The sequence below is a fragment of the Bacillus sp. MMSF_3353 genome, from assembly GCF_030733445.1.
GTDB classification, from domain to species: Bacteria; Bacillota; Bacilli; order Bacillales; family Bacillaceae_G; genus Bacillus_A; species Bacillus_A wiedmannii.
The window spans coordinates 513,350-533,047 of the sequence record NZ_JASHJA010000002.1; the positions used below are offsets into that span (position 1 = coordinate 513,350).

Sequence of the window (19,698 nt, forward strand, 5' to 3'; positions counted from 1 at the left end):
AAAGCTAACAAGATTATTTGATTATAAACGCACTTTAACAATGATACAAGTATTGGAATACTTTTCAATAGAACCGGTTGCTATTCAAATGCTATGGTCAGTAATATTTTATTACATTCTCTTTCCTAAATTGAACATATTACTGACCTCAAGCAACATAATAAAGAAAACAATTTATTATATACATAAAATATCCTACAAATTAATAAGAGAATGCTTTACTAACTACCTTAAATCATTTGATAGCCGTTTTTATTATTTACCTGCCATCTCCAAGAATCTACACACATCTCTTCTAACCCATATTCTGCTTCCCATCCTAATTCTCGTTTCGCTTTAGATACATCAGCAAAACATACTGCTACATCACCAGGACGACGCCCTATCACTTTATAAGGTATTTTTTTACCTGAAACCTCCTCAAAAGCCTTTATCATCTCTAACACACTATACCCTTTACCTGTGCCAAGATTATATGCCTCTATTCCTTTCGTCTCAAGTACTTTCTCAAGTGCCTTTACATGTCCTTTTGCAAGGTCAACAACGTGAATATAATCACGGACACCTGTCCCGTCTTTTGTTGGATAGTCGTTTCCGAATATATTTAGTTCCTTTAATTTACCTACCGCCACCTGCGTTACATATGGCATTAAATTATTCGGAATCCCATTTGGATCTTCTCCAATACGACCACTTTTATGTGCTCCGAAGGGATTGAAATAACGAAGTAACGCAATACTCCATTCATCATCAGCTTTTGCCACATCACGCATAATTTGCTCAATCATTAATTTTGTTTGCCCATATGGATTTGTCACACTTAGTGGAAATTCTTCTGTAATTGGTGACGTTTTTGGAATTCCATATACAGTTGCAGATGAACTAAAAATAAACTTTTTAACATGATGTTTCTGCATCACATCACATAGTACGATTGTACTTATTATATTATTATAATAATATGTTAGAGGAATTGTAGTCGATTCCCCAACTGCTTTAAATCCAGCAAAATGTATAACCGCTTCAATATTATTTTCCAAAAAAATCTCATTCATTTTTTCACGATTTAAAACACTTTCTTTATAAAATTCAAATTGTTTTCCTGTTATTTCTTTTACTCGATTTAAGGACTCGATTGAACTATTTGAAAGATTATCTACGACTATAATTTTATAATTATTATTTAATAATTCTATACACGTATGACTACCAATATATCCTGCTCCACCTGTTATAAGTATCGCCATATATATAGTCCCCCACTTATTATTAATTATAAAATTTTATAACCTCAATACAAATCTATCCTACCACAAAAGACTGATAATTTAGAATATTTATTTCGAATTATTATTTATATAAAAAAGAGCCGCATAACCTTTACGTTATGCAACTCTTTAACATACATATGTGTCTATATCTTTATTTATTAATCAAGAAAAAATAAAAATCACTCGGAAATTTCATCTTGTTAAATTACGTAGCAATATACACTTAAAAAGTGGGCAAGGCTTCCCAATAACACGAACACGTGAAAAATTTCATGATGCCCCATATGTTTAAACTCTAACCATTTTGGCTTTGTTCCATAAATAAATCCACCGATTGTATAAAGAATGCCTCCAAGCACTAGAAGCACGATACCTCCTGCACTTAAGTTAGCAGCTAACGGTGCAAAGAACAGAACAATTAACCAGCCCATTGTAATATAAATTGCTGTTGATAACCATCTCGGGCAACTAAACCAAAACATTTTAAAAACAATACCACAAATGGCAGTTGCATAAACTAAACAAAATAATAATAAACCGTTTGCGGAATGTAATGTAATTAAACAAAATGGTGCATATGTACCTGCAATCAATATAAAAATCATAGAGTGATCAAGCTTCCGAAAGAAATAAATAACACGTTCACTGGCTACAACACTATGATATACAGCTGATGCTGTATACAGAACCATCATTCCGATACCAAACAAAATAACAGCTGTAATTGCCGCAAAAGATGGCATCTTAATAGAAACTTTTACAAGCATAGCTAATAATGCAATAAATGATAATACAGCTCCTCCCAAGTGGGTAAAAGCATTAACTGGTTCTCTTACATAAGCATTCATATATACACCCCGCATATAATTACATGTAGTTTCAATAACTACATGTAATTATATACGTATTATTATTAGAGGTCAACATTTACAATTCATTTGTTTCGTAATACCATATTTAGAGATAAACTAAACATTATGCTCCACTAAGTTATAAAAGTGAGGGGTTCTACGTGGAAAATATAAATAAACTGCTTGAAACATTATATTTAGAAAAAAACATTACGCTTGAGGATATTCCAAATGTCGACTTGTATGTAGACCAGGTTGTCCAATTATTTGAAAATACTTATTCGGATACAACAAGAACCGATGATGAAAAAGTATTAACAAAAACAATGATTAACAATTACGCAAAAGGGAAACTGTTTATTCCAATCAAAAATAAAAAATACTCAAAAGAGCATATGATTTTAATCAGCTTAATTTATCAATTAAAAGGAGCCCTTTCCATTAATGACATAAAAAGCTCCTTAGAAAATATAAATGAATCCTTATTAAACGATGATTCATTCGAATTAAATACATTATATAAAGATTATCTTTCTCTTACCGAAAAAAACGTCGAAAGCTTTACACAAGACGTAAATAATCTTGTTTCAGAAGTAAGTGAAATTTCTTCCTTAGAAGATCCGAATCTAGAGAAATTTTTATTACTAACATCATTTGTGTCGATGAGTAATATGTATAGGCGCTTAGCTGAGAAGTTGATTGATGATTTAAAAGAATCTTAAATAAAAAAACTATCCACCTATTATAGTGGATAGTTTTTTTGTTTACTTAATTGCCTCATGAACTTTTAATTGTTTACCTTTTATCGTTGTATTTCTCATAACCTTTAAAACAAGTGGTCCTTTTCCGTTTAATATTTCAACATACGAAACATTATCTTGTATTGTAATAATACCTATATCATCAGCAGAAACACCTTGAATTTTAGCAATTGTACCAACGAAATCTACCGCCCTAATTTTCTTTTTCTTTCCGCCATTAAAGTACAATTTCATAATTCCTTTGTTTAGGTCTGCATTTTTATCTTTCTTTATAATTGGTTTAGCATATATTTTTTCTTCAAATACTGCTTTCTCTTTTATAACTTCTTCTTTTGAAGGTGCCAGTTCCTTTGGAATTTCAAATCCGATATATTCCTCAATCTCTTCTAAAAATCTATTTTCATAAGGCGTTATAAATGTAATAGCTTTTCCATTATTACCAGCTCGTCCCGTCCTTCCAGTACGGTGTACATAGCTTTCTTTTTCTAATGGAATATCGTAATTAATAACATGTGTAATATTATCAATATCAATTCCTCTCGCAGCTACATCAGTTGCTACTAAATAACGGAACTTTCCTTTTCTAAAATCATCCATAACTTCAAAACGATCTTCCTGCACCATACCACCGTGTATTTTGTCACAAGGATAATTAACTCGTTTTAGCTGTCTATATACATGGTCTACGTTTTCTTGTGTACGACAAAAAATAATGCAACTGTCTGGATTTTCAATCATAGTTACATCCTTAAGAAGTGAAAGCTTCTCTTCTTCCCTTACTTCAAAAAGGGTATGTTCAATTTTATCTGTTGTAATCCCAGCTGCTTTAATTTCAATATGAGTTGGTGCATTCATATATGTACGGGATAACTTTTCAATATCTTCCGGTAGGGTTGCTGAAAATAGCATTGTCATTCTTTTTGTAGGTAATTCATCAATAATTGCCTCTACTTGATCGATAAAGCCCATATTTAGCATTTCATCTGCTTCATCAATCACTAAATATTTCAATCGATCTAAAGGAAGGGTCCCTTTTTCAATATGATCCAACACACGTCCTGGGGTCCCCACTACAATATGCGTCTTTTGCTTTAACTCTAATTTTTGACGTGCAAATGGAGATTTACCATAAATTGCAGCAGCTTTAATTCTTTTGAATCGCCCTATATTCGTAATATCTTCTTTCACTTGAACAGCAAGTTCCCTCGTTGGTGTTAAAACTAATGCTTGTGGTTTATTCTCTTCCCACTCTACCATTTCACAAAGTGGTATTCCGAACGAAGCCGTTTTTCCACTTCCCGTTTGCGACTTTACAACAAGATCCTTCTTTTGCAATGCAACTGGAATAACCTCTCCTTGCACTTCTGTCGGATGCTCATATCCTAAACCAGTAAGTGCTCGTCTTACTTCTTTACTTAATGCATAATTACTAAAGCTTTTTTTACTCATATATTAACCTCATTTGATTTTATATTTAACCTATTATGTTCTTCATACCTCACTTTAGACTATAGTAAGATACTATATTAATCCACTGTTTTCAATTCGTTTCAACCTAAATTTATCTAAGTATAATTTTAAAATAGGAAAAGGCAGCCTTAATAATAAGTCTGCCCTATCTATACTGTATTCATTTTTACGGAACTAATTTTTTCACAACTGGTATTCTTTGCAATACTAACGTAATTACCAGACTAAGAACAATTGTAATCGTTACATTAATAGGTATTGCCAATATTGCATGTACACGCTCATTTACCTTAGGGAAAACCATGTACAACAAGTTATTTAATAAGAAGAAGTGAAGAATATAGATTCCAAGGCTTGCTTGATTTATAAAACGGAATAACAATGGTAATTCTCTTTCTGACTTTTGGAATGCATATTTGAAAAATATAAATAATCCGATCGCCATCAGTACAACACCTGGCGCAAAATATCCATACCAAAACTGCTCTAACTGTCCATTTGCTTTTACTGTATAGTAATATGTAATAAAGAATGTACTAATAAATCCTACAAGTCCTCCAATGTAAGAAATATTCCTCCATTTTTTCGAAATATCGTAATTGGATAAATAATAACCAAGTAAGAAATACCCTACATAATTTGTAACGTAAAATAATTCAATGTTAAAGTTGATAGGATAATAATATTTCACTAAATTGACTACAACAGACGCATATAGCCATAAAATTAAAAAGTATTCTATCTCTCTTTTTTTAGCGTTCTTCACAAAGATTTTCAGTAGAGGTGTAATTAAATATATCCCTACAATCATGTATAAGAACCATAAATGTCCCCCAATAGTATCCGTTAAAAAGTGCTTTATCCCTTGCTTTAAAGATGCCGGGAAATATCCTGCATATGCTCCATATGCATAAAATATAGCGCTCCAAGCTACAAAAGGTATAATTACTTTACTTGCACGCTTCTGTAAAAATTCCCCGACTGAAATATCTTTTGTACCCTTTAACAATAACGCTCCACTAATCATTACAAAAATCGGAACACTCGCACGTGAAATCGATTCAAACAAGTTACCAGCCATCCAGCGTGATACGTTATTTGCATCTAACATAGAAACATAACCAGCAGAAACGTGAATTGTAACCACTGCGATCGTTGCTAATACACGCAACCAATCCATATATACTAAGCGCTTCATTAGCACCCCTCCTAAATTTACCTCTTTAACTTTTATTTCCCAAACATAATTTTACATCAAATAATACTATGTTTAAACACATTTTAATTACATGAACTTACAACATACGTAGCTAAACCTTAATTTTTAAATATAAACATGAAAACCTTTGACTTATGAGTGAAAATAATGTAAATTATCTTTTGGACGAACATTTTTAAACAAAATGAATAAAATATTCGTATTTTAGGGGTGTAAATGATGGAAAACGTATTCGACTATGAAGATATTCAATTAATTCCTGCAAAATGTATTGTAAACAGCCGCTCTGAATGTGATACAACTGTCACTTTAGGTAAACATAAATTTAAATTACCTGTCGTACCTGCAAATATGCAAACGATTATTGATGAAAGAATCGCAACTTATTTAGCTGAAAACAATTACTTCTATATCATGCATCGTTTCCAACCAGAGAAACGTATCTCATTCATTAGAGATATGCAATCACGTGGATTAATCGCTTCTATTAGCGTTGGTATAAAAGAGGACGAGTATGAATTCGTACAACAATTAGCTGCTGAGCAACTTACACCTGAATACATCACGATTGATATTGCACACGGACATTCTAATGCTGTAATCAACATGATTCAACATATTAAGAAGCATTTACCAGAAAGCTTCGTTATCGCTGGAAACGTTGGGACTCCAGAAGCGGTAAGAGAATTAGAAAACGCTGGTGCTGACGCAACAAAAGTTGGTATTGGACCTGGTAAAGTTTGTATTACTAAAATTAAAACAGGTTTTGGAACTGGCGGTTGGCAACTAGCTGCACTTCGCTGGTGTGCAAAAGCTGCAAGTAAGCCAATTATCGCTGACGGTGGTATTCGTACACACGGCGACGTAGCTAAATCTATTCGATTTGGGGCGACTATGGTTATGATCGGTTCTCTATTCGCTGGTCATGAAGAGTCTCCAGGGGAAACAATCGAAAAAGACGGCAAACTTTATAAAGAGTACTTCGGTTCAGCTTCTGAATTCCAAAAAGGTGAGAAGAAAAACGTTGAAGGTAAGAAAATGTTCGTTGAGCATAAAGGTTCTTTAGAAGATACTTTAATCGAAATGGAACAAGATCTTCAATCTTCTATCTCTTACGCTGGCGGAACAAAATTAGACTCAATTCGTACTGTAGATTATGTAGTCGTGAAAAACTCTATTTTCAACGGTGATAAAGTATATTAATTTTAAATTTAACTCGAAGGACAAGCATTTTTATGCTTGTCCTTCTTTTTCATACATAGAAATGTAAATTATTTTCATTTTACTGAATTTTCTAGTATCATGTTTTTAGATACTTATAATAAGGGGGATATAACAAATGAAAAATGTAATTGAGAAACGCCATATTCGCACAGAAGTCCCTACTGAACTAACATGGGACCTCTCTGATTTATACGAATCTGATAAAGAGTGGGAAACTGCATTACGTGTATTAACAAACGATATAAAAAAACTTGATGCGTTTAAAGGACAATTACACACTAGCCCCACTACCTTATTACATTGCCTACTTTTAGAAGAAGATCTTTTAATGGAGTTAACAAAACTATACTCATATGCAAATTTAAAAGAATCCACTGATCGTACAAATCCAATTATTCAAGCGAACTCTTCCAAAATTGCTGCTTTATGGACGAAAGTACATACTGCACTGTCCTTTATCCATAATGAAATCCTCTCATTCGACGAAGGAACAATTGAAAAATATTTAGCTGAAGAAACAAAACTCGAACCTTTCCGTAAATCATTACTAGACATCCTACAAAAAAGGCCGCACACGCTCTCTCCTGAAACAGAAGAAGCTCTTGCTGCACTTGGCGAAGTACATAGTTCTCCATACAAAATTTACGGTATGACTAAATTAGCCGATATGGATTTTACCTCCATACAAGACGAAAAAGGAAACGAACTCCCTGTATCATTTTCATTATTTGAAAGCAAATATGAGTTCTCTCCAAGCGTAGACATACGTAGAAAAGCATACTCATCATTTGTTTCCACCTTAAAACGATATAAGAATACAGTGGCAACAACATATGCTACTGAAGTAAAAAAACAAGTAACACTCTCTCGTTTACGCAAATTTGAATCTGTTACTCATATGCTTTTAGAACCTCAAAAAGTTCCACTTGAAATGTATAACAATCAACTTGATATTATTTATAAAGAATTAGCGCCTCATATGCGCCGTTTTGCAGATTTAAAAAAGAAAGTATTAGGACTCGATCAAATGCTGTTCTGCGACTTACATGCACCTTTAGATACCGAATTTAATCCAACCATCACATACAAGGAGGCTGGTAAATTAATTCAAGATTCTTTAAAGGTATTAGGCGATGAATATAGTTCCATTATCGAAAAAGGATTCAAAGAAAGATGGGTTGATCTTGCAGATAACGTAGGCAAATCCACCGGAGCATTTTGTTCAAGCCCATATGGTTCTCATCCATACATTTTAATTACATGGCAAAATACGATGCGTGGATGCTTCACATTAGCACATGAATTTGGCCATGCTGGTCATTTTTATTTAGCAAATAAAAACCAGCGTATTATGAATGTACGTCCATCTATGTACTTTGTTGAAGCACCATCTACAATGAATGAATTACTATTAGCCCAGCATTTATTAGCGACTACTGACGACAAGAGAATGCGCAGATGGGTGATTCTGCAACTACTTGGCACATATTATCATAACTTTGTTACTCACTTACTTGAGGGAGAATATCAAAGAAGAGTATATACCCTAGCAGAAGAAGGAGAAGCACTTACAGCTACAACTTTAACTGAAATAAAAACAAATGTACTTTCGACATTCTGGGGAAATTCTGTAGAAATTGACGAAGGTGCTGGCTTAACTTGGATGCGCCAACCTCATTATTATATGGGCTTATATTCTTACACCTATTCCGCAGGCCTCACTGCATCTACTGCGGTAGCCCAAATGATTAAAGAGGAAGGGCAACCTGCCGTTGATCGCTGGTTAGATGTACTTCGCGCTGGTGGTACGATGAAACCACTTGAATTAATGAAGCATGCCGGAGTAGATATGTCAAAACCAGATGCAATCCGCAGGGCTGTTTCTTACGTCGGTTCCTTAATTGATGAATTGGAACGTTCTTATCAAGAATAAAAAAAAGCCCTCACTTTATGAGGGCTTTTTTCATATTTATTTTCCAAATCTTTTACGGTATCCACATTTCCTGCATAGCTCTTCGACTGCAACTCTTTTCGAAAATCCATCGACAATGTTTGTTGCTCTTTCACCTTCTATAATATTAGAAAATGAGTCATTATTAATATTCCCAAGGTTAATAATCCCTTCACCATCTAAACAGCAAGGAATAACCGTTCCGTTCGCTAAAATACCCGCTTGATTTCGAAGACCATGACAGAATCCTTTTCCATCATCCTCTTCTTCATGTAATGCTGGCCACTGGAATTCATAGTCTTGATTAATAAAGACGCGTTCTGCAATTTTTATACCTTTTCCTGGTGTAAGCTTCTCTTCGATTTGATAAGAGAGACCAAACTCATTTTCAATGATGGATAATAAATCTCTATTTTTCTGGATTTCAGCATTTGTTTTATTATCCTGAGTTAAATTCCATAACCGTAGTGAAACAATTAAATCCGATTGACTTGTCGCCTCTCTAATGAAGGAAAGTATACTCCTTACATAACCTTCTTTATCTTGCGAACCTGGATGCCCATCAAAACTGTGCAGTGAAAAATTCATTTGTCTTAAAGCAGGCTTATTTAACAGTCTATGCCTTCTCTTATTAATTAACGTTCCGTTCGTTGTAATATTAACTTTAAACCCTTTTTCATGGCTCAAATCTAACAGTTGATCTATTTTTGGATGGAGCAATGGCTCACCCTTCACGTGCAAATAAATGTAGTCTGTGTGAGGTTTAATTTGGTCTAATCTTTTAGCAAAATCCTCCACAGAAATGAATTGCTTCTGCCTTTCCGTCGGCGGACAAAAGCTGCACGCAAGATTACATACACTCGTAATCTCCAAGTAAAACTTTTTAAACTTCTTCACCTTTAATTCCTCACTTCTATGACTACTTATACTTTTTCCTCTTCATATTACAACACACTTTTTTATAAATAGAAACATACTTATTTTAGGAAACCTTCGTACTACCTATTAATATTTAAAAGACCATCGGTGGTTTTTGCCCAATGGTCTTTTTTACTCTTTTTATATACAAAAAGTAATTTTATTTATGATACGGTTCCCCACGATTAATACGAAACGCTCTATACACTTGCTCAAGCAATACTAATCGCATTAATTGGTGTGGTAATGTCATCTTTGAAAAAGAAAGAGATTCGTTTGAACGCTTCATTACTTCTGAACTTAGTCCAAGTGATCCACCTATTACAAATGCAACTTTACTCTTTCCATATGTAGCAAGACGATCTAAGCTTACTGCAAATTCTTCTGATGATTTTTGTTTTCCTTCTATTGCTAACGCAATGACATGCGTATCGTCAGAAATTTTATCCAGTATACGTATACCTTCTTTTTCTTTTACAATTAACATTTCTGCTTCACTTAAATTTTCTGGCGCCTTTTCATCTGGCAATTCAATTACTTCTACTTTTGCGTATGCAGATAATCGTTTTAAGTATTCTGCTATACCTTGTTTTAAATATTTTTCTTTTAATTTCCCAATTGAAATAATCGAGATATTCACACTCATTCCCCACCTTACAAACATGTTATCCACATAACTTATCCACATATCCACAATTGTTACCCACATATTGTGTGAGAATCTGTGTTCGATACAACATATGTCGCCTCGTTTTGACAAAATTCACATGTTTTTTTCTCTTTTTCTGAGTTATCCACATTGTTGATAACCGGTGCAACTTCACACTCATCCACAATAATATCTAAAGCTAATTCAACATGTTCTAAACAACAAGGTAAATTCATATTCTTCACCTCACTTTTCTACAATAGAAAACAGGAGGTAGGCCCTCCTGTTTTTAATACTTTTGAATGCCTAGTTTAACCGTTGTTGTTGCTCGTTTTGTACCACGATAAAACGTAAGAGTCATTTTATCATTAATTTTTTTATCATATAAGGCCGTACGGAATCCAATAATATCGCGAACCGGTTTTCCATCTACTGCTACAATCACATCGTGTTCTCGTAAACCAGCATCTACACCTGGCGAAGGACTTTTCACATCTAAAATGCAAACTCCCTCTGTTACATTGCTTGGTAAATGCAATGTTTTTGACCAATGGTAATTTGGAATCTCATTTAACGATCTAAGTTCAATTCCAACATACGGTCTCCTTACTTTTCCATACTTCTCTAATTCATTCATAATTGGAACAGCTCTAGTAACTGGAATAGCTAGTCCAATTCCTTCTACTTCTTTTGCTGCAATTTTCATTGAGTTAATGCCAATTAATTGACCTGCCGCATTTACAAGCGCACCACCACTATTACCTGGATTAATTGCTGCGTCTGTTTGCAATACTTCTACTTGCCAATCGTAATGTCCATCTTGATCCAAATCTACAGGAACAATACGTTCCTTAGCTGAAATAATGCCTTGTGTAACGGTTCCTGAAAATTGCAGCCCGAGTGGGTTTCCAATCGCAATGACCGGTTCTCCTCTACGAACAGTATTAGAATCGCCAATCTCAATTATTTTTTTCACATGCTTTGCATCTATTTCTAGTACAGCCAAATCTGTGACTACATCCGTTCCTAATACTTTTCCCGGAACCTTCTTACCATCACTTAAGCTTACTTCAATACGATTTGCTCCAGCAACAACATGATTATTCGTTACAATATAAGCTTGGCCATCTGCTTTTTTATAAATTACACCCGATCCTGTACCAGCTTCTGAATCTGCCTCTGAAAAATTATCTCGTTGAATATTAATAACGCCAACAACAGCTTCAGACGCACGATCAACAGCATCAACAAAGCTAATCTGTTTAATTCCTTGAGCTTCGGCCATATTACTTCCACTTGCTTCAGCTTGCGGAAGCGCGCCCGCATCATTCGCAAATAAAGGAGCTCCAAATGCAAATAACGAAGCTCCTACAATTGTTCCTGCTATACTAGAAATAACAATACCTTTATGCTTCTTTTTTCTTGCACGTTTCATACGATAATTTTCTTCATCAATAAAGGACATATTTGTTCACCCATCTTCCTGAAAACAACTATATTCACCTTTATTGTTTACTAAAATGAAGAATTATACGTATTGAATTTTTGTAGGCATTTTCGGATCTGTATCGTGAATTTCAAAGGCTTCTCCCACTCCAAATCCTTTTTCCTCTAATACTTGTGATACTGACATACGTGCGAGCTCTTTCATGTTATTATCTAAACTTAAATGAGCTAAATAAATATGTTTTGTCTCATCTGTAATTACATCCGCCATCGCTAATGCAGCGTCCTCATTACAAACGTGACCCACATCACTTAAAATACGTCGCTTAATACTCCATGGATAACGTCCCATACGAAGCATTTCCACGTCATGATTACTTTCAAACACGAAAGCATTAGCACCCTTAATAACACCTTTCATACGGTCACTCACGTATCCCGTATCTGTAATAAGGGCTAACTTTCTATTATTGTTATGAAAAGCATAGAACATCGGCTCTGCCGCATCATGAGAAACCCCAAATGACTCGACCTCAATATCACCGAATGTTTTCACATCCCCAACTGAGAAAATAAACTTTTGCTCAGTTGGGATATTTCCTATTAAATGTTCCATTGCATTCCATGTTTTCTCATTTGCATAAACAGGTAAATCATATTTACGTGCCAATACACCTAACCCTTTAATATGGTCACTATGTTCATGTGTTACAAGAATACCTGATACATCATTTATATTTAGTTCTGCCTGTTTAAATAAAGCCTCTGTTGCTTTACCACTTAAACCTGCATCGACGAGTAATTTTTTTTCATCTGTTCCTACATATAGCATATTCCCTGTACTTCCACTTGCAAGTACGCTAAAATGCAACCCCATTCTTTCTCACTCCAGTATGTTCATCAACCACTTGATTTTCCCTTTCCCCTAATTCCATAACTTGTCCTTCGATTGCATTTACAAAGAAGTCCTGCTTCTGCTCCGTTTTTAAATTCCATGTTGGAGCGAGTACTTGGTTATTAGAAGTAGATGCGGTAAGGGTGGCATAACCAATTTGTGCTTCTTTTACATGTGTATTCCCATGAACTTTATTTTTTAAATACAGATTTTCTAAAGCTGTTTGAGCAGTAATAATTTCTTGCTGTTTCGTTTTTTCACTTTCGCCCATTTCTTTTAAATCAGTTAGCATCGTCTGCGTGTACGACACGAGTTCATTTTTTTCATTTAATTCCACAACAATCATTGCCTGATCGTTATAGAAAATAGGCTTATCTTTATATTTTTGGAAGAAGTAAATTTTAGAGTCTTTCATCGCCCCAAACTCATACTTTTGTCCATCCAATACATAGTTCTTCAAAAAATCACTATACTTATCTTTGGATAATGATTTTGTATTTAAAAAGGGCTCTTTTAGCTTACTTTCTATCCTGTACATATTTTGTATATGCGCCGTTTGATTCTTTAAAGACTGTACATCTTCTTCTTTAAACGCCTTGTTTTCCGCCCTAATAAATGATTCTTTTTTCGGTTCTTTAGGGAAATTACCCATAGTAATTTTATTTGCTTTTAATTCTTGATCTATCTTTGTTTCTGCAATAAGCTCCAATTGATTACTATCTTGCTTTTGAATGAATTGAAAAATGAGAAAGAGGTCCAAAACAAAAAAGGTCACAATAAATATGGTTTTAATCCGATCCCAATCCATTTAGTCCTCCCTCACTCCACTCATATATTTTTTGTTTACCCGCTTCATCTTCAACAAACTTTACATACCAAATTGGCTGTAGTCGAGCTACTTGCCCATCTAGTGATAATTTGTATCCAATACCAATGTCTTTAATGAATCTTTTATCTACCGCGGCATTATTTTCTAAAGATGCTATTACAACATGACCTGATGGAAGAGTAACCTTCTGTTCTATACCTTTCGTATTTAAAGACAACAACGGTCTTTCATATTCCATTACTTCTTCTGATCCCCATACTTGTCTCAATTCAGCTAATCCATCTGTATTGAATACGGAATATCCATCTTCATGTAAACGGAATACCGTCTGTCCTTTATTCATATAATCCAAACGATATGAATCCAAACTCCCACTGTGACCATTTACAAAATCAAAGCTTTTTTGTAAAAGCATTAAATTATCTGTCGTTTTCTCACTTGAAACAGAAGAATTTTTATACTTTAGCATATGATGATCGTTTTCAATCTCCATGGACCTAATACCATCCGTAAATGTTTCTTTCGATTTCTCGGTAATAGGGCTTAAATAACGTGGGTCACTAAAAAGAGCATTCTTAAATGTATCAACCGCTAAATTAGATGAAATATATGTTATATTACTTAATTCTGTCGTTCCATCTGGTAAAAATAGCTTTTTCATATCATTAATTTGATAGTCAAAATAAGGTTTTGCCGATACTATAAATTGATTTTGTACATTTACAATATCTTTTAAATACACACCACTTAATTTTGCTTCATATATTCTAGAGTTATCACCATCAGAAACAAAATTAATTTTAATTTCTTGATCCCTACTTCTAGAAGGATCAAGAATAATTCGATTAAAATATTTAGGCTTATTTATACTTTTTTCTTTCATATTAAACATAGATTTAACTGCATCAAACGGGATGTTGGTAGGAAAAACAAGTTCAATTTTCCCTTCACCATGCACATAAGAAAGGAAATCAGCCTTAGCAATCGATATCTCTTTGAAATCATGTAATTCCCCTGCTTCCAAAGGTTTATAGATTGATTCTATATCTCCCTCTCTTTTGCTCCCATAATGATTTTTATCTTTATGCACGATGATAGAAGTAGGGCGGACAACATCAGCGATTTTAGTTTGAGTAATTCCTTCATTCCCCTGCACAAATTTTGCATTTTGCATAGACGTGGAATCTGGCACATACGTCCATAAGTTAAAAGTAAGAAATAGGCTAATTACAACTAAATTAATTAAAACTATCGTTTTAACATTTTCCATACTCATTCCCAATCGTCCTCTTCATCTGCTGCCATTGGCAATGTGAAGTAAATAGTTGTCCCTTTTCCTTCCTCACTCTTCGCCCAAATCGAGCCACCATGTGCCTCAATCATTTCTTTTGCAATTGCTAATCCAAGTCCTGTACCACCCATTTGTCTTGAACGTGCTTTATCTACGCGGTAAAAACGTTCAAAGATTTTATCGACGTTTTCTTTGGGAATACCCATTCCTTGGTCACTTACACTAACCTCTAATAATTCCCCACGATCACGTAAGCGATATGTTACTGTTCCACCTTCTGGTGAATACTTTAATGCATTCGAAATAATGTTATACAAAACTTGCGTAATTTTATCCGTATCCATATCAATAAATCGGGATTTCTTAGAGAAAGATCGTTTGAAACTTACGTTTTGCTCTTTAGACATTTCAAAACGATCAATAATATTATTAAAGAAGTCAGTAAAGTCGACCCATTCTTTCATTAAACGATGTTCTGTACTATCGAGTTTAGAAAGTTGCAATAACGCATTTACAAGTCTAATCATTCTTTCTGTTTCTTCTTGTGTAACTGTTAAAAATTGCGGTGCAATATTCGGATCTTGCCACGCGCCGTCCGTAAGTGCCTCTAAGTAACTGCGCATCGTTGTTAATGGCGTTCTTAATTCATGGGAAACGTTTGCCACAAACTCACGGCGTTCCCTCTCTATACGCTCCTGCTCAGTTACATCATATAATACGGCAATTAAACCATTTGCTTTCCCTGTCTCTTTTTGAATAACAGAGAAACTAGCACGTAAAATATATGGCTCATTTCTCGTACTAAAATCTAATAAAACGGAATCAGGCTCTTCGTATAAATGATCGAGCGTAAATTCTTCTTGTATCCCTAATACTTCTAAAACAGATTGATCGAGCGCCGTTTCACGCGAAACATTTAGCATCTTTTCCGCAGGATCATTTAATAAAATAATGTCTCCTTTTCGGTCAGTAGCAATTACTCCATCTGTCATATGTGATAAAACAGATGATAATTTACGTCTTTCACTTTCCGTTGAAGAACGAGCTTGTTGTAATTTTTTTGATAAATTATTGAAAGATAATGCTAATTGTCCTATTTCATCATGGCTATGCACTTTTACTTTTCTTGAATAGTTTCCTTTTGCCATTTCAATCGCTTGTCTTCGCATATCTGAGATTGGTCTCGTAATCGTTTGAGCTAACAAAATTCCAAGTACAGCTGTTACGAGTAATGCAATAACGGTTCCAGTCGCAAAAATTTGATTAATATCCTTCATCTGTTTATAAACATCTTCCATAGATGCAACAATGTAAATAACACCAAGTGCATCCTTGCCGTTATCATCTAGAATAGGAGTAAGCATAACTTGTACACGATGGCCTGTACGACCATCCTTCTCAATTTTCACTTCTGGCTTTTTTTGTACCAATACCCGTTGAACAGCTATATCAGTTGATGTTCTATTTACCTTGTTTTGCTTTGACTCATCTGAAATAGCGAGTAACTTTCTATGCGAATCAAATACACTTACCTCTTGGATATCTTTCTTTCGATCAGAGGCAAATTTTCGAATTGAAGTTTTAATCGTTTCATCTGTTGATTCTGTTTCTGCCTTTGTATAACTTTTTTTAAACTCTTGTTTCAAGTTATATGATAATAAGTTCGTTTGCTGCGTTAAAGAATCTCTAAAGCCTTGTACAAGACTCTTTTCTAACTCTCTTACAAAATATACCCCAATAACTTGCATAGCTATCAATATTAATAGCATATATATGAGTACAAATTTTAAATGAATAGATTGAAAAAAACCAACTTTCTTCATATACTATTCCTGCTCTGGGTCACGCAAGTAATATCCTACTCCACGTCTAGTTACAATTAAAGTAGGATGACTTGGATTATCTTCAATTTTTTCACGTAAACGACGCACTGTTACATCCACTGTACGTACATCTCCAAAGTAGTCATAACCCCAAACTGTTTGCAATAAATGCTCACGAGTCATAACTTGTCCTAAATGTTTGGCTAAATAATGTAGTAGCTCAAACTCACGATGTGTAAGTTCAATATTTTCCTCACGTTTCGTTACACTATACGCATTTGAATTGATAACGATTGGTCCAATAACCATTTCCGTATTTTCTTCTTTTTCTGCAGCACCACCTTGTTGATGGCGACGTAAATTCGCCTTCACACGAGCAAGTAGTTCCCTCGTACTAAATGGCTTCGTTACATAATCATCTGCTCCAAGCTCAAGCCCTAATACTTTATCAATTTCAGAGTCCTTTGCTGTAAGCATAATAATCGGCATTTCTGAGCTTTTACGTATTTCACGGCAAACCTCTAAGCCATCCTTACCTGGTAGCATAATATCTAATAAAACCATATCTGGCTGCTCTTCATTCGCTTTTTCAATCGCTTCATCACCATCATGCGCCATTACAATTTCAAAACCTTCTTTTTCTAGGTTGAACTTCAAAATATCCGCAATCGGCTTTTCATCATCAACTACTAAAATTTTCTTTCCCATCATCGTCTATTTCCTCCTTATAAAGTGAAACTTTAATCGGGCATTTACGTGCAGTTGATCCCGCACCTAACTTCTTTACCTTCGTTGAATTTTTGGGTGGGGTCTTACTGCCCGTTAATGCGGGGTAAAAATATGTTCAATATCCCTAAACACATTGATGTCTACATAGTATGTCCCTATATGGCCGCATCTTTTGCTTAAGTACTTTCTCCTCTATTCTCACAGACTCATGTATGATCCACTTTTACACGGAATCCTATACGATCTATAGAAAAACCTCTAGCTTCAACTGCTAGAGGCTTCTCATTCTATTTTAAAATAACTACTCAATTTTGTAAAATTACACAAATAAAAAGGATATTAAGTGGGCCCACTTAATATCCTGAGAGTGGCTCGGGACGGAATCGAACCGCCGACACGAGGATTTTCAGTCCTCTGCTCTACCGACTGAGCTACCGAGCCAAAACTATATATAAAACCACTAATGGTGGTATAAACAAAAGTGGCGGTCCCGACCGGGGTCGAACCGGCGATCTCCTGCGTGACAGGCAGGCATGTTAACCACTACACCACGGGACCAAAAATGAACATAAAAAAAACATGACCCGTACGGGATTCGAACCCGTGTTACCGCCGTGAAAGGGCGGTGTCTTAACCACTTGACCAACGGGCCACGAAAAATAAAATGGTGAGCCATGAAGGATTCGAACCTTCGACCCTCTGATTAAAAGTCAGATGCTCTACCAACTGAGCTAATGGCTCATACTCACCAACGTCATATTTTCGTGACGACAAGATGTATCATAACATGTTTCCTTTGTTTTTTGCAATACTTTTTTTATTTTTTTATAAAAGATAAGAAAAAACTCATGCGGACATGAGTTTTTTCTCAAAAATATCAATTAAGCTTCGTATACGTTACGAACGATATTTGTTTGGTTACGATCTGGTCCAACTGAGAACATAGATAATTGAATTCCTGTTAACTCAGAAACACGTTCTACGTATTTTCGTGCATTTTCAGGAAGCTCGTCTAATGATTTTACACCAGTAATATCTTCTGTCCAACCTGAAAGTTCTTCGTATACAGGCTCACATTTCGCTAAAATGTTTAAGTTTGCTGGAACTTCATCGATAACTTCGCCATTGTATTTGTAAGCAACGCAAATTTTAAGAGTCGGAATACCTGTTAGAACGTCGATAGAATTTAATGATAAATCTGTTAAACCACTAACACGACGCGCATGCCTTACAACAACGCTATCGAACCAACCTACGCGGCGTGGACGACCAGTTGTCGTTCCGTACTCACGACCAACTTCACGAATTTGATGACCAATTTCATCATGAAGCTCCGTAGGGAACGGACCATCACCTACGCGGCTTGTATATGCTTTACACACACCTACAACGCGAGTAACTTTCGCAGGACCAACTCCAGTTCCAACTGTTACACCACCAGCAATCGGGTTAGAAGATGTAACGAACGGGTACGTACCGTGGTCGATATCAAGCATAACACCTTGTGCACCTTCAAATAATACACGGTGATTGTTATCTAGTGCATCATTTAATACAACAGACGTATCACATACATATTGGGCGATTTGTTGTCCGTACTCGAAGTACTCTTCGAAGATTTCTTCTACACTGAAACCTTCTGTATCGTACATTTTTTCAAATAAACGATTTTTTTCTACTAAATTGCGCTCAAGCTTTTCTTTAAATGCTTCACGGTCTAAAAGATCAGCCATACGAATACCAATACGAGCAGCTTTATCCATATATGCAGGACCGATACCTTTTTTCGTTGTACCGATTTTGTTATCACCTTTACTTGCTTCTTCTAATTCATCTTGTTTTAAGTGATAAGGTAAAATAACGTGCGCACGGTTACTCACACGTAAATTATCAGTACTTACACCACGATCGTGTAAGTATTTTAACTCTTCAAGTAATGCTTTCGGATCTACTACTAAGCCATTTCCAATTACACAAATTTTCTCTTTATAGAAAATACCAGATGGAATTAAGTGTAATTTATATTTAACTCCGCCGAAAACAATTGTATGTCCCGCGTTATTTCCACCTTGATATCTTGCAACTACTTCCGCATGCTCAGAAAGAAAATCAGTGATTTTACCTTTTCCTTCGTCGCCCCATTGTGTTCCTACAACTACTACTGAAGACATTATTAAAGCACCTCCGCGATTTTCAAACGATCTATTCAAACAATATAATTGTACCAAAACCGAAAAAGAAGTCAACCAAAAAGCGAACATTTTTTTATTAAAAAACATTTTCGTTCGTAAGAATTATATTTTCACACTATGAAAGCCTTATCTTTCCTATAAAAAAAAAGAAACACATCTTATTATAAGAAATGCATTTC

17 protein-coding genes and 4 tRNA genes are annotated in these 19,698 nt (G+C 34.9%); 3 read left to right on the forward strand and 18 right to left on the reverse strand.

The window, feature by feature from the left end:
* Nucleotides 1-230: 230 nt before the first annotated feature.
* Entirely contained in the window at nucleotides 231-1,247 is a 1,017-nt protein-coding gene (galE, locus tag RBB48_RS07815; protein ID WP_098082163.1) for a UDP-glucose 4-epimerase GalE, read from the reverse strand.
* 224 nt (nucleotides 1,248-1,471) lie between these two features.
* Complete coding sequence (gene trhA, locus RBB48_RS07820; RefSeq protein ID WP_000995376.1) at nucleotides 1,472-2,119, reverse strand: PAQR family membrane homeostasis protein TrhA; 648 nt, start codon at nucleotides 2,117-2,119, stop codon at nucleotides 1,472-1,474.
* A gap of 164 nt (nucleotides 2,120-2,283) precedes the next feature.
* Here trhA and RBB48_RS07825 point away from each other — a divergent pair, with 164 nt between their 5' ends.
* Nucleotides 2,284-2,844, forward strand: a complete 561-nt coding sequence (locus tag RBB48_RS07825; RefSeq protein ID WP_088065081.1) for a DUF1836 domain-containing protein — start codon at nucleotides 2,284-2,286, stop codon at nucleotides 2,842-2,844.
* A gap of 42 nt (nucleotides 2,845-2,886) precedes the next feature.
* On the opposite strand, the gene dbpA is transcribed toward RBB48_RS07825, so the two are convergent.
* Nucleotides 2,887-4,332, reverse strand: coding sequence for an ATP-dependent RNA helicase DbpA (gene dbpA / locus RBB48_RS07830; protein WP_097890079.1), 1,446 nt, complete (start codon nucleotides 4,330-4,332; stop codon nucleotides 2,887-2,889).
* A 187-nt stretch (nucleotides 4,333-4,519) separates the two neighbouring features.
* The gene (locus RBB48_RS07835) at nucleotides 4,520-5,551 is read right to left on the reverse strand and encodes an acyltransferase (RefSeq protein ID WP_087981859.1); all 1,032 of its coding nucleotides are present in this window, start codon (nucleotides 5,549-5,551) and stop codon (nucleotides 4,520-4,522) included.
* A gap of 240 nt (nucleotides 5,552-5,791) precedes the next feature.
* Between RBB48_RS07835 and guaC the strand changes: the two genes are divergently transcribed.
* Together guaC and pepF are read left to right on the forward strand one after the other, a co-directional pair.
* Nucleotides 5,792-6,775, forward strand: a complete 984-nt coding sequence (guaC, locus tag RBB48_RS07840) for a GMP reductase (protein ID WP_306007501.1) — start codon at nucleotides 5,792-5,794, stop codon at nucleotides 6,773-6,775.
* A 136-nt stretch (nucleotides 6,776-6,911) separates the two neighbouring features.
* On the forward strand, nucleotides 6,912-8,729 hold the full coding sequence (gene pepF / locus RBB48_RS07845; protein WP_097890078.1) for an oligoendopeptidase F: 1,818 nt from the start codon (nucleotides 6,912-6,914) through the stop codon (nucleotides 8,727-8,729).
* 36 nt (nucleotides 8,730-8,765) lie between these two features.
* Here the strand turns inward: pepF and RBB48_RS07850 are convergent, their stop codons facing one another.
* From RBB48_RS07850 to RBB48_RS07915, 14 genes are all read right to left on the reverse strand, one after another.
* Nucleotides 8,766-9,644, reverse strand: a complete 879-nt coding sequence (locus RBB48_RS07850; RefSeq protein WP_000713629.1) for a radical SAM/SPASM domain-containing protein — start codon at nucleotides 9,642-9,644, stop codon at nucleotides 8,766-8,768.
* A gap of 181 nt (nucleotides 9,645-9,825) precedes the next feature.
* Nucleotides 9,826-10,305: a 23S rRNA (pseudouridine(1915)-N(3))-methyltransferase RlmH gene (gene rlmH, locus RBB48_RS07855; protein WP_001027003.1), complete on the reverse strand. Its 480-nt coding sequence runs from the start codon at nucleotides 10,303-10,305 to the stop codon at nucleotides 9,826-9,828.
* 59 nt (nucleotides 10,306-10,364) lie between these two features.
* Nucleotides 10,365-10,550 carry a CxxH/CxxC protein gene (locus RBB48_RS07860; RefSeq protein WP_001052827.1) on the reverse strand — a complete coding sequence of 62 codons (186 nt, stop codon included), beginning with the start codon at nucleotides 10,548-10,550 and terminating at the stop codon, nucleotides 10,365-10,367.
* A 53-nt stretch (nucleotides 10,551-10,603) separates the two neighbouring features.
* Entirely contained in the window at nucleotides 10,604-11,779 is a 1,176-nt protein-coding gene (locus RBB48_RS07865) for a S1C family serine protease (RefSeq protein WP_048542840.1), read from the reverse strand.
* 63 nt (nucleotides 11,780-11,842) lie between these two features.
* Nucleotides 11,843-12,637, reverse strand: coding sequence for an MBL fold metallo-hydrolase (locus RBB48_RS07870; RefSeq protein WP_000522836.1), 795 nt, complete (start codon nucleotides 12,635-12,637; stop codon nucleotides 11,843-11,845).
* Nucleotides 12,621-13,463 carry a two-component system regulatory protein YycI gene (locus tag RBB48_RS07875; protein ID WP_088065084.1) on the reverse strand — a complete coding sequence of 281 codons (843 nt, stop codon included), beginning with the start codon at nucleotides 13,461-13,463 and terminating at the stop codon, nucleotides 12,621-12,623. Before RBB48_RS07875 ends, RBB48_RS07870 begins: the two co-directional genes overlap by 17 nt.
* Nucleotides 13,444-14,760: a YycH family regulatory protein gene (locus tag RBB48_RS07880; RefSeq protein ID WP_088065085.1), complete on the reverse strand. Its 1,317-nt coding sequence runs from the start codon at nucleotides 14,758-14,760 to the stop codon at nucleotides 13,444-13,446. The genes RBB48_RS07875 and RBB48_RS07880 overlap by 20 nt, the downstream gene beginning before the upstream one ends.
* Entirely contained in the window at nucleotides 14,757-16,598 is a 1,842-nt protein-coding gene (walK, locus tag RBB48_RS07885) for a cell wall metabolism sensor histidine kinase WalK (RefSeq protein ID WP_048542845.1), read from the reverse strand. The genes RBB48_RS07880 and walK overlap by 4 nt, the downstream gene beginning before the upstream one ends.
* 3 nt (nucleotides 16,599-16,601) lie before the next feature.
* On the reverse strand, nucleotides 16,602-17,309 hold the full coding sequence (gene walR / locus RBB48_RS07890) for a cell wall metabolism DNA-binding response regulator WalR (RefSeq protein ID WP_000971866.1): 708 nt from the start codon (nucleotides 17,307-17,309) through the stop codon (nucleotides 16,602-16,604).
* 386 nt (nucleotides 17,310-17,695) lie between these two features.
* Nucleotides 17,696-17,768, reverse strand: a tRNA-Phe gene (locus tag RBB48_RS07895).
* A gap of 41 nt (nucleotides 17,769-17,809) precedes the next feature.
* A tRNA-Asp gene (locus RBB48_RS07900) sits at nucleotides 17,810-17,885 on the reverse strand.
* Between the two features lie 22 nt (nucleotides 17,886-17,907).
* Nucleotides 17,908-17,979 (reverse strand) — tRNA-Glu (locus RBB48_RS07905).
* Nucleotides 17,980-17,992: 13 nt separating this feature from the next.
* A tRNA-Lys gene (locus RBB48_RS07910) sits at nucleotides 17,993-18,068 on the reverse strand.
* Nucleotides 18,069-18,208: 140 nt separating this feature from the next.
* Nucleotides 18,209-19,498, reverse strand: coding sequence for an adenylosuccinate synthase (locus tag RBB48_RS07915; RefSeq protein ID WP_044740892.1), 1,290 nt, complete (start codon nucleotides 19,496-19,498; stop codon nucleotides 18,209-18,211).
* Between the last annotated feature and the right edge of the window lie 200 nt (nucleotides 19,499-19,698).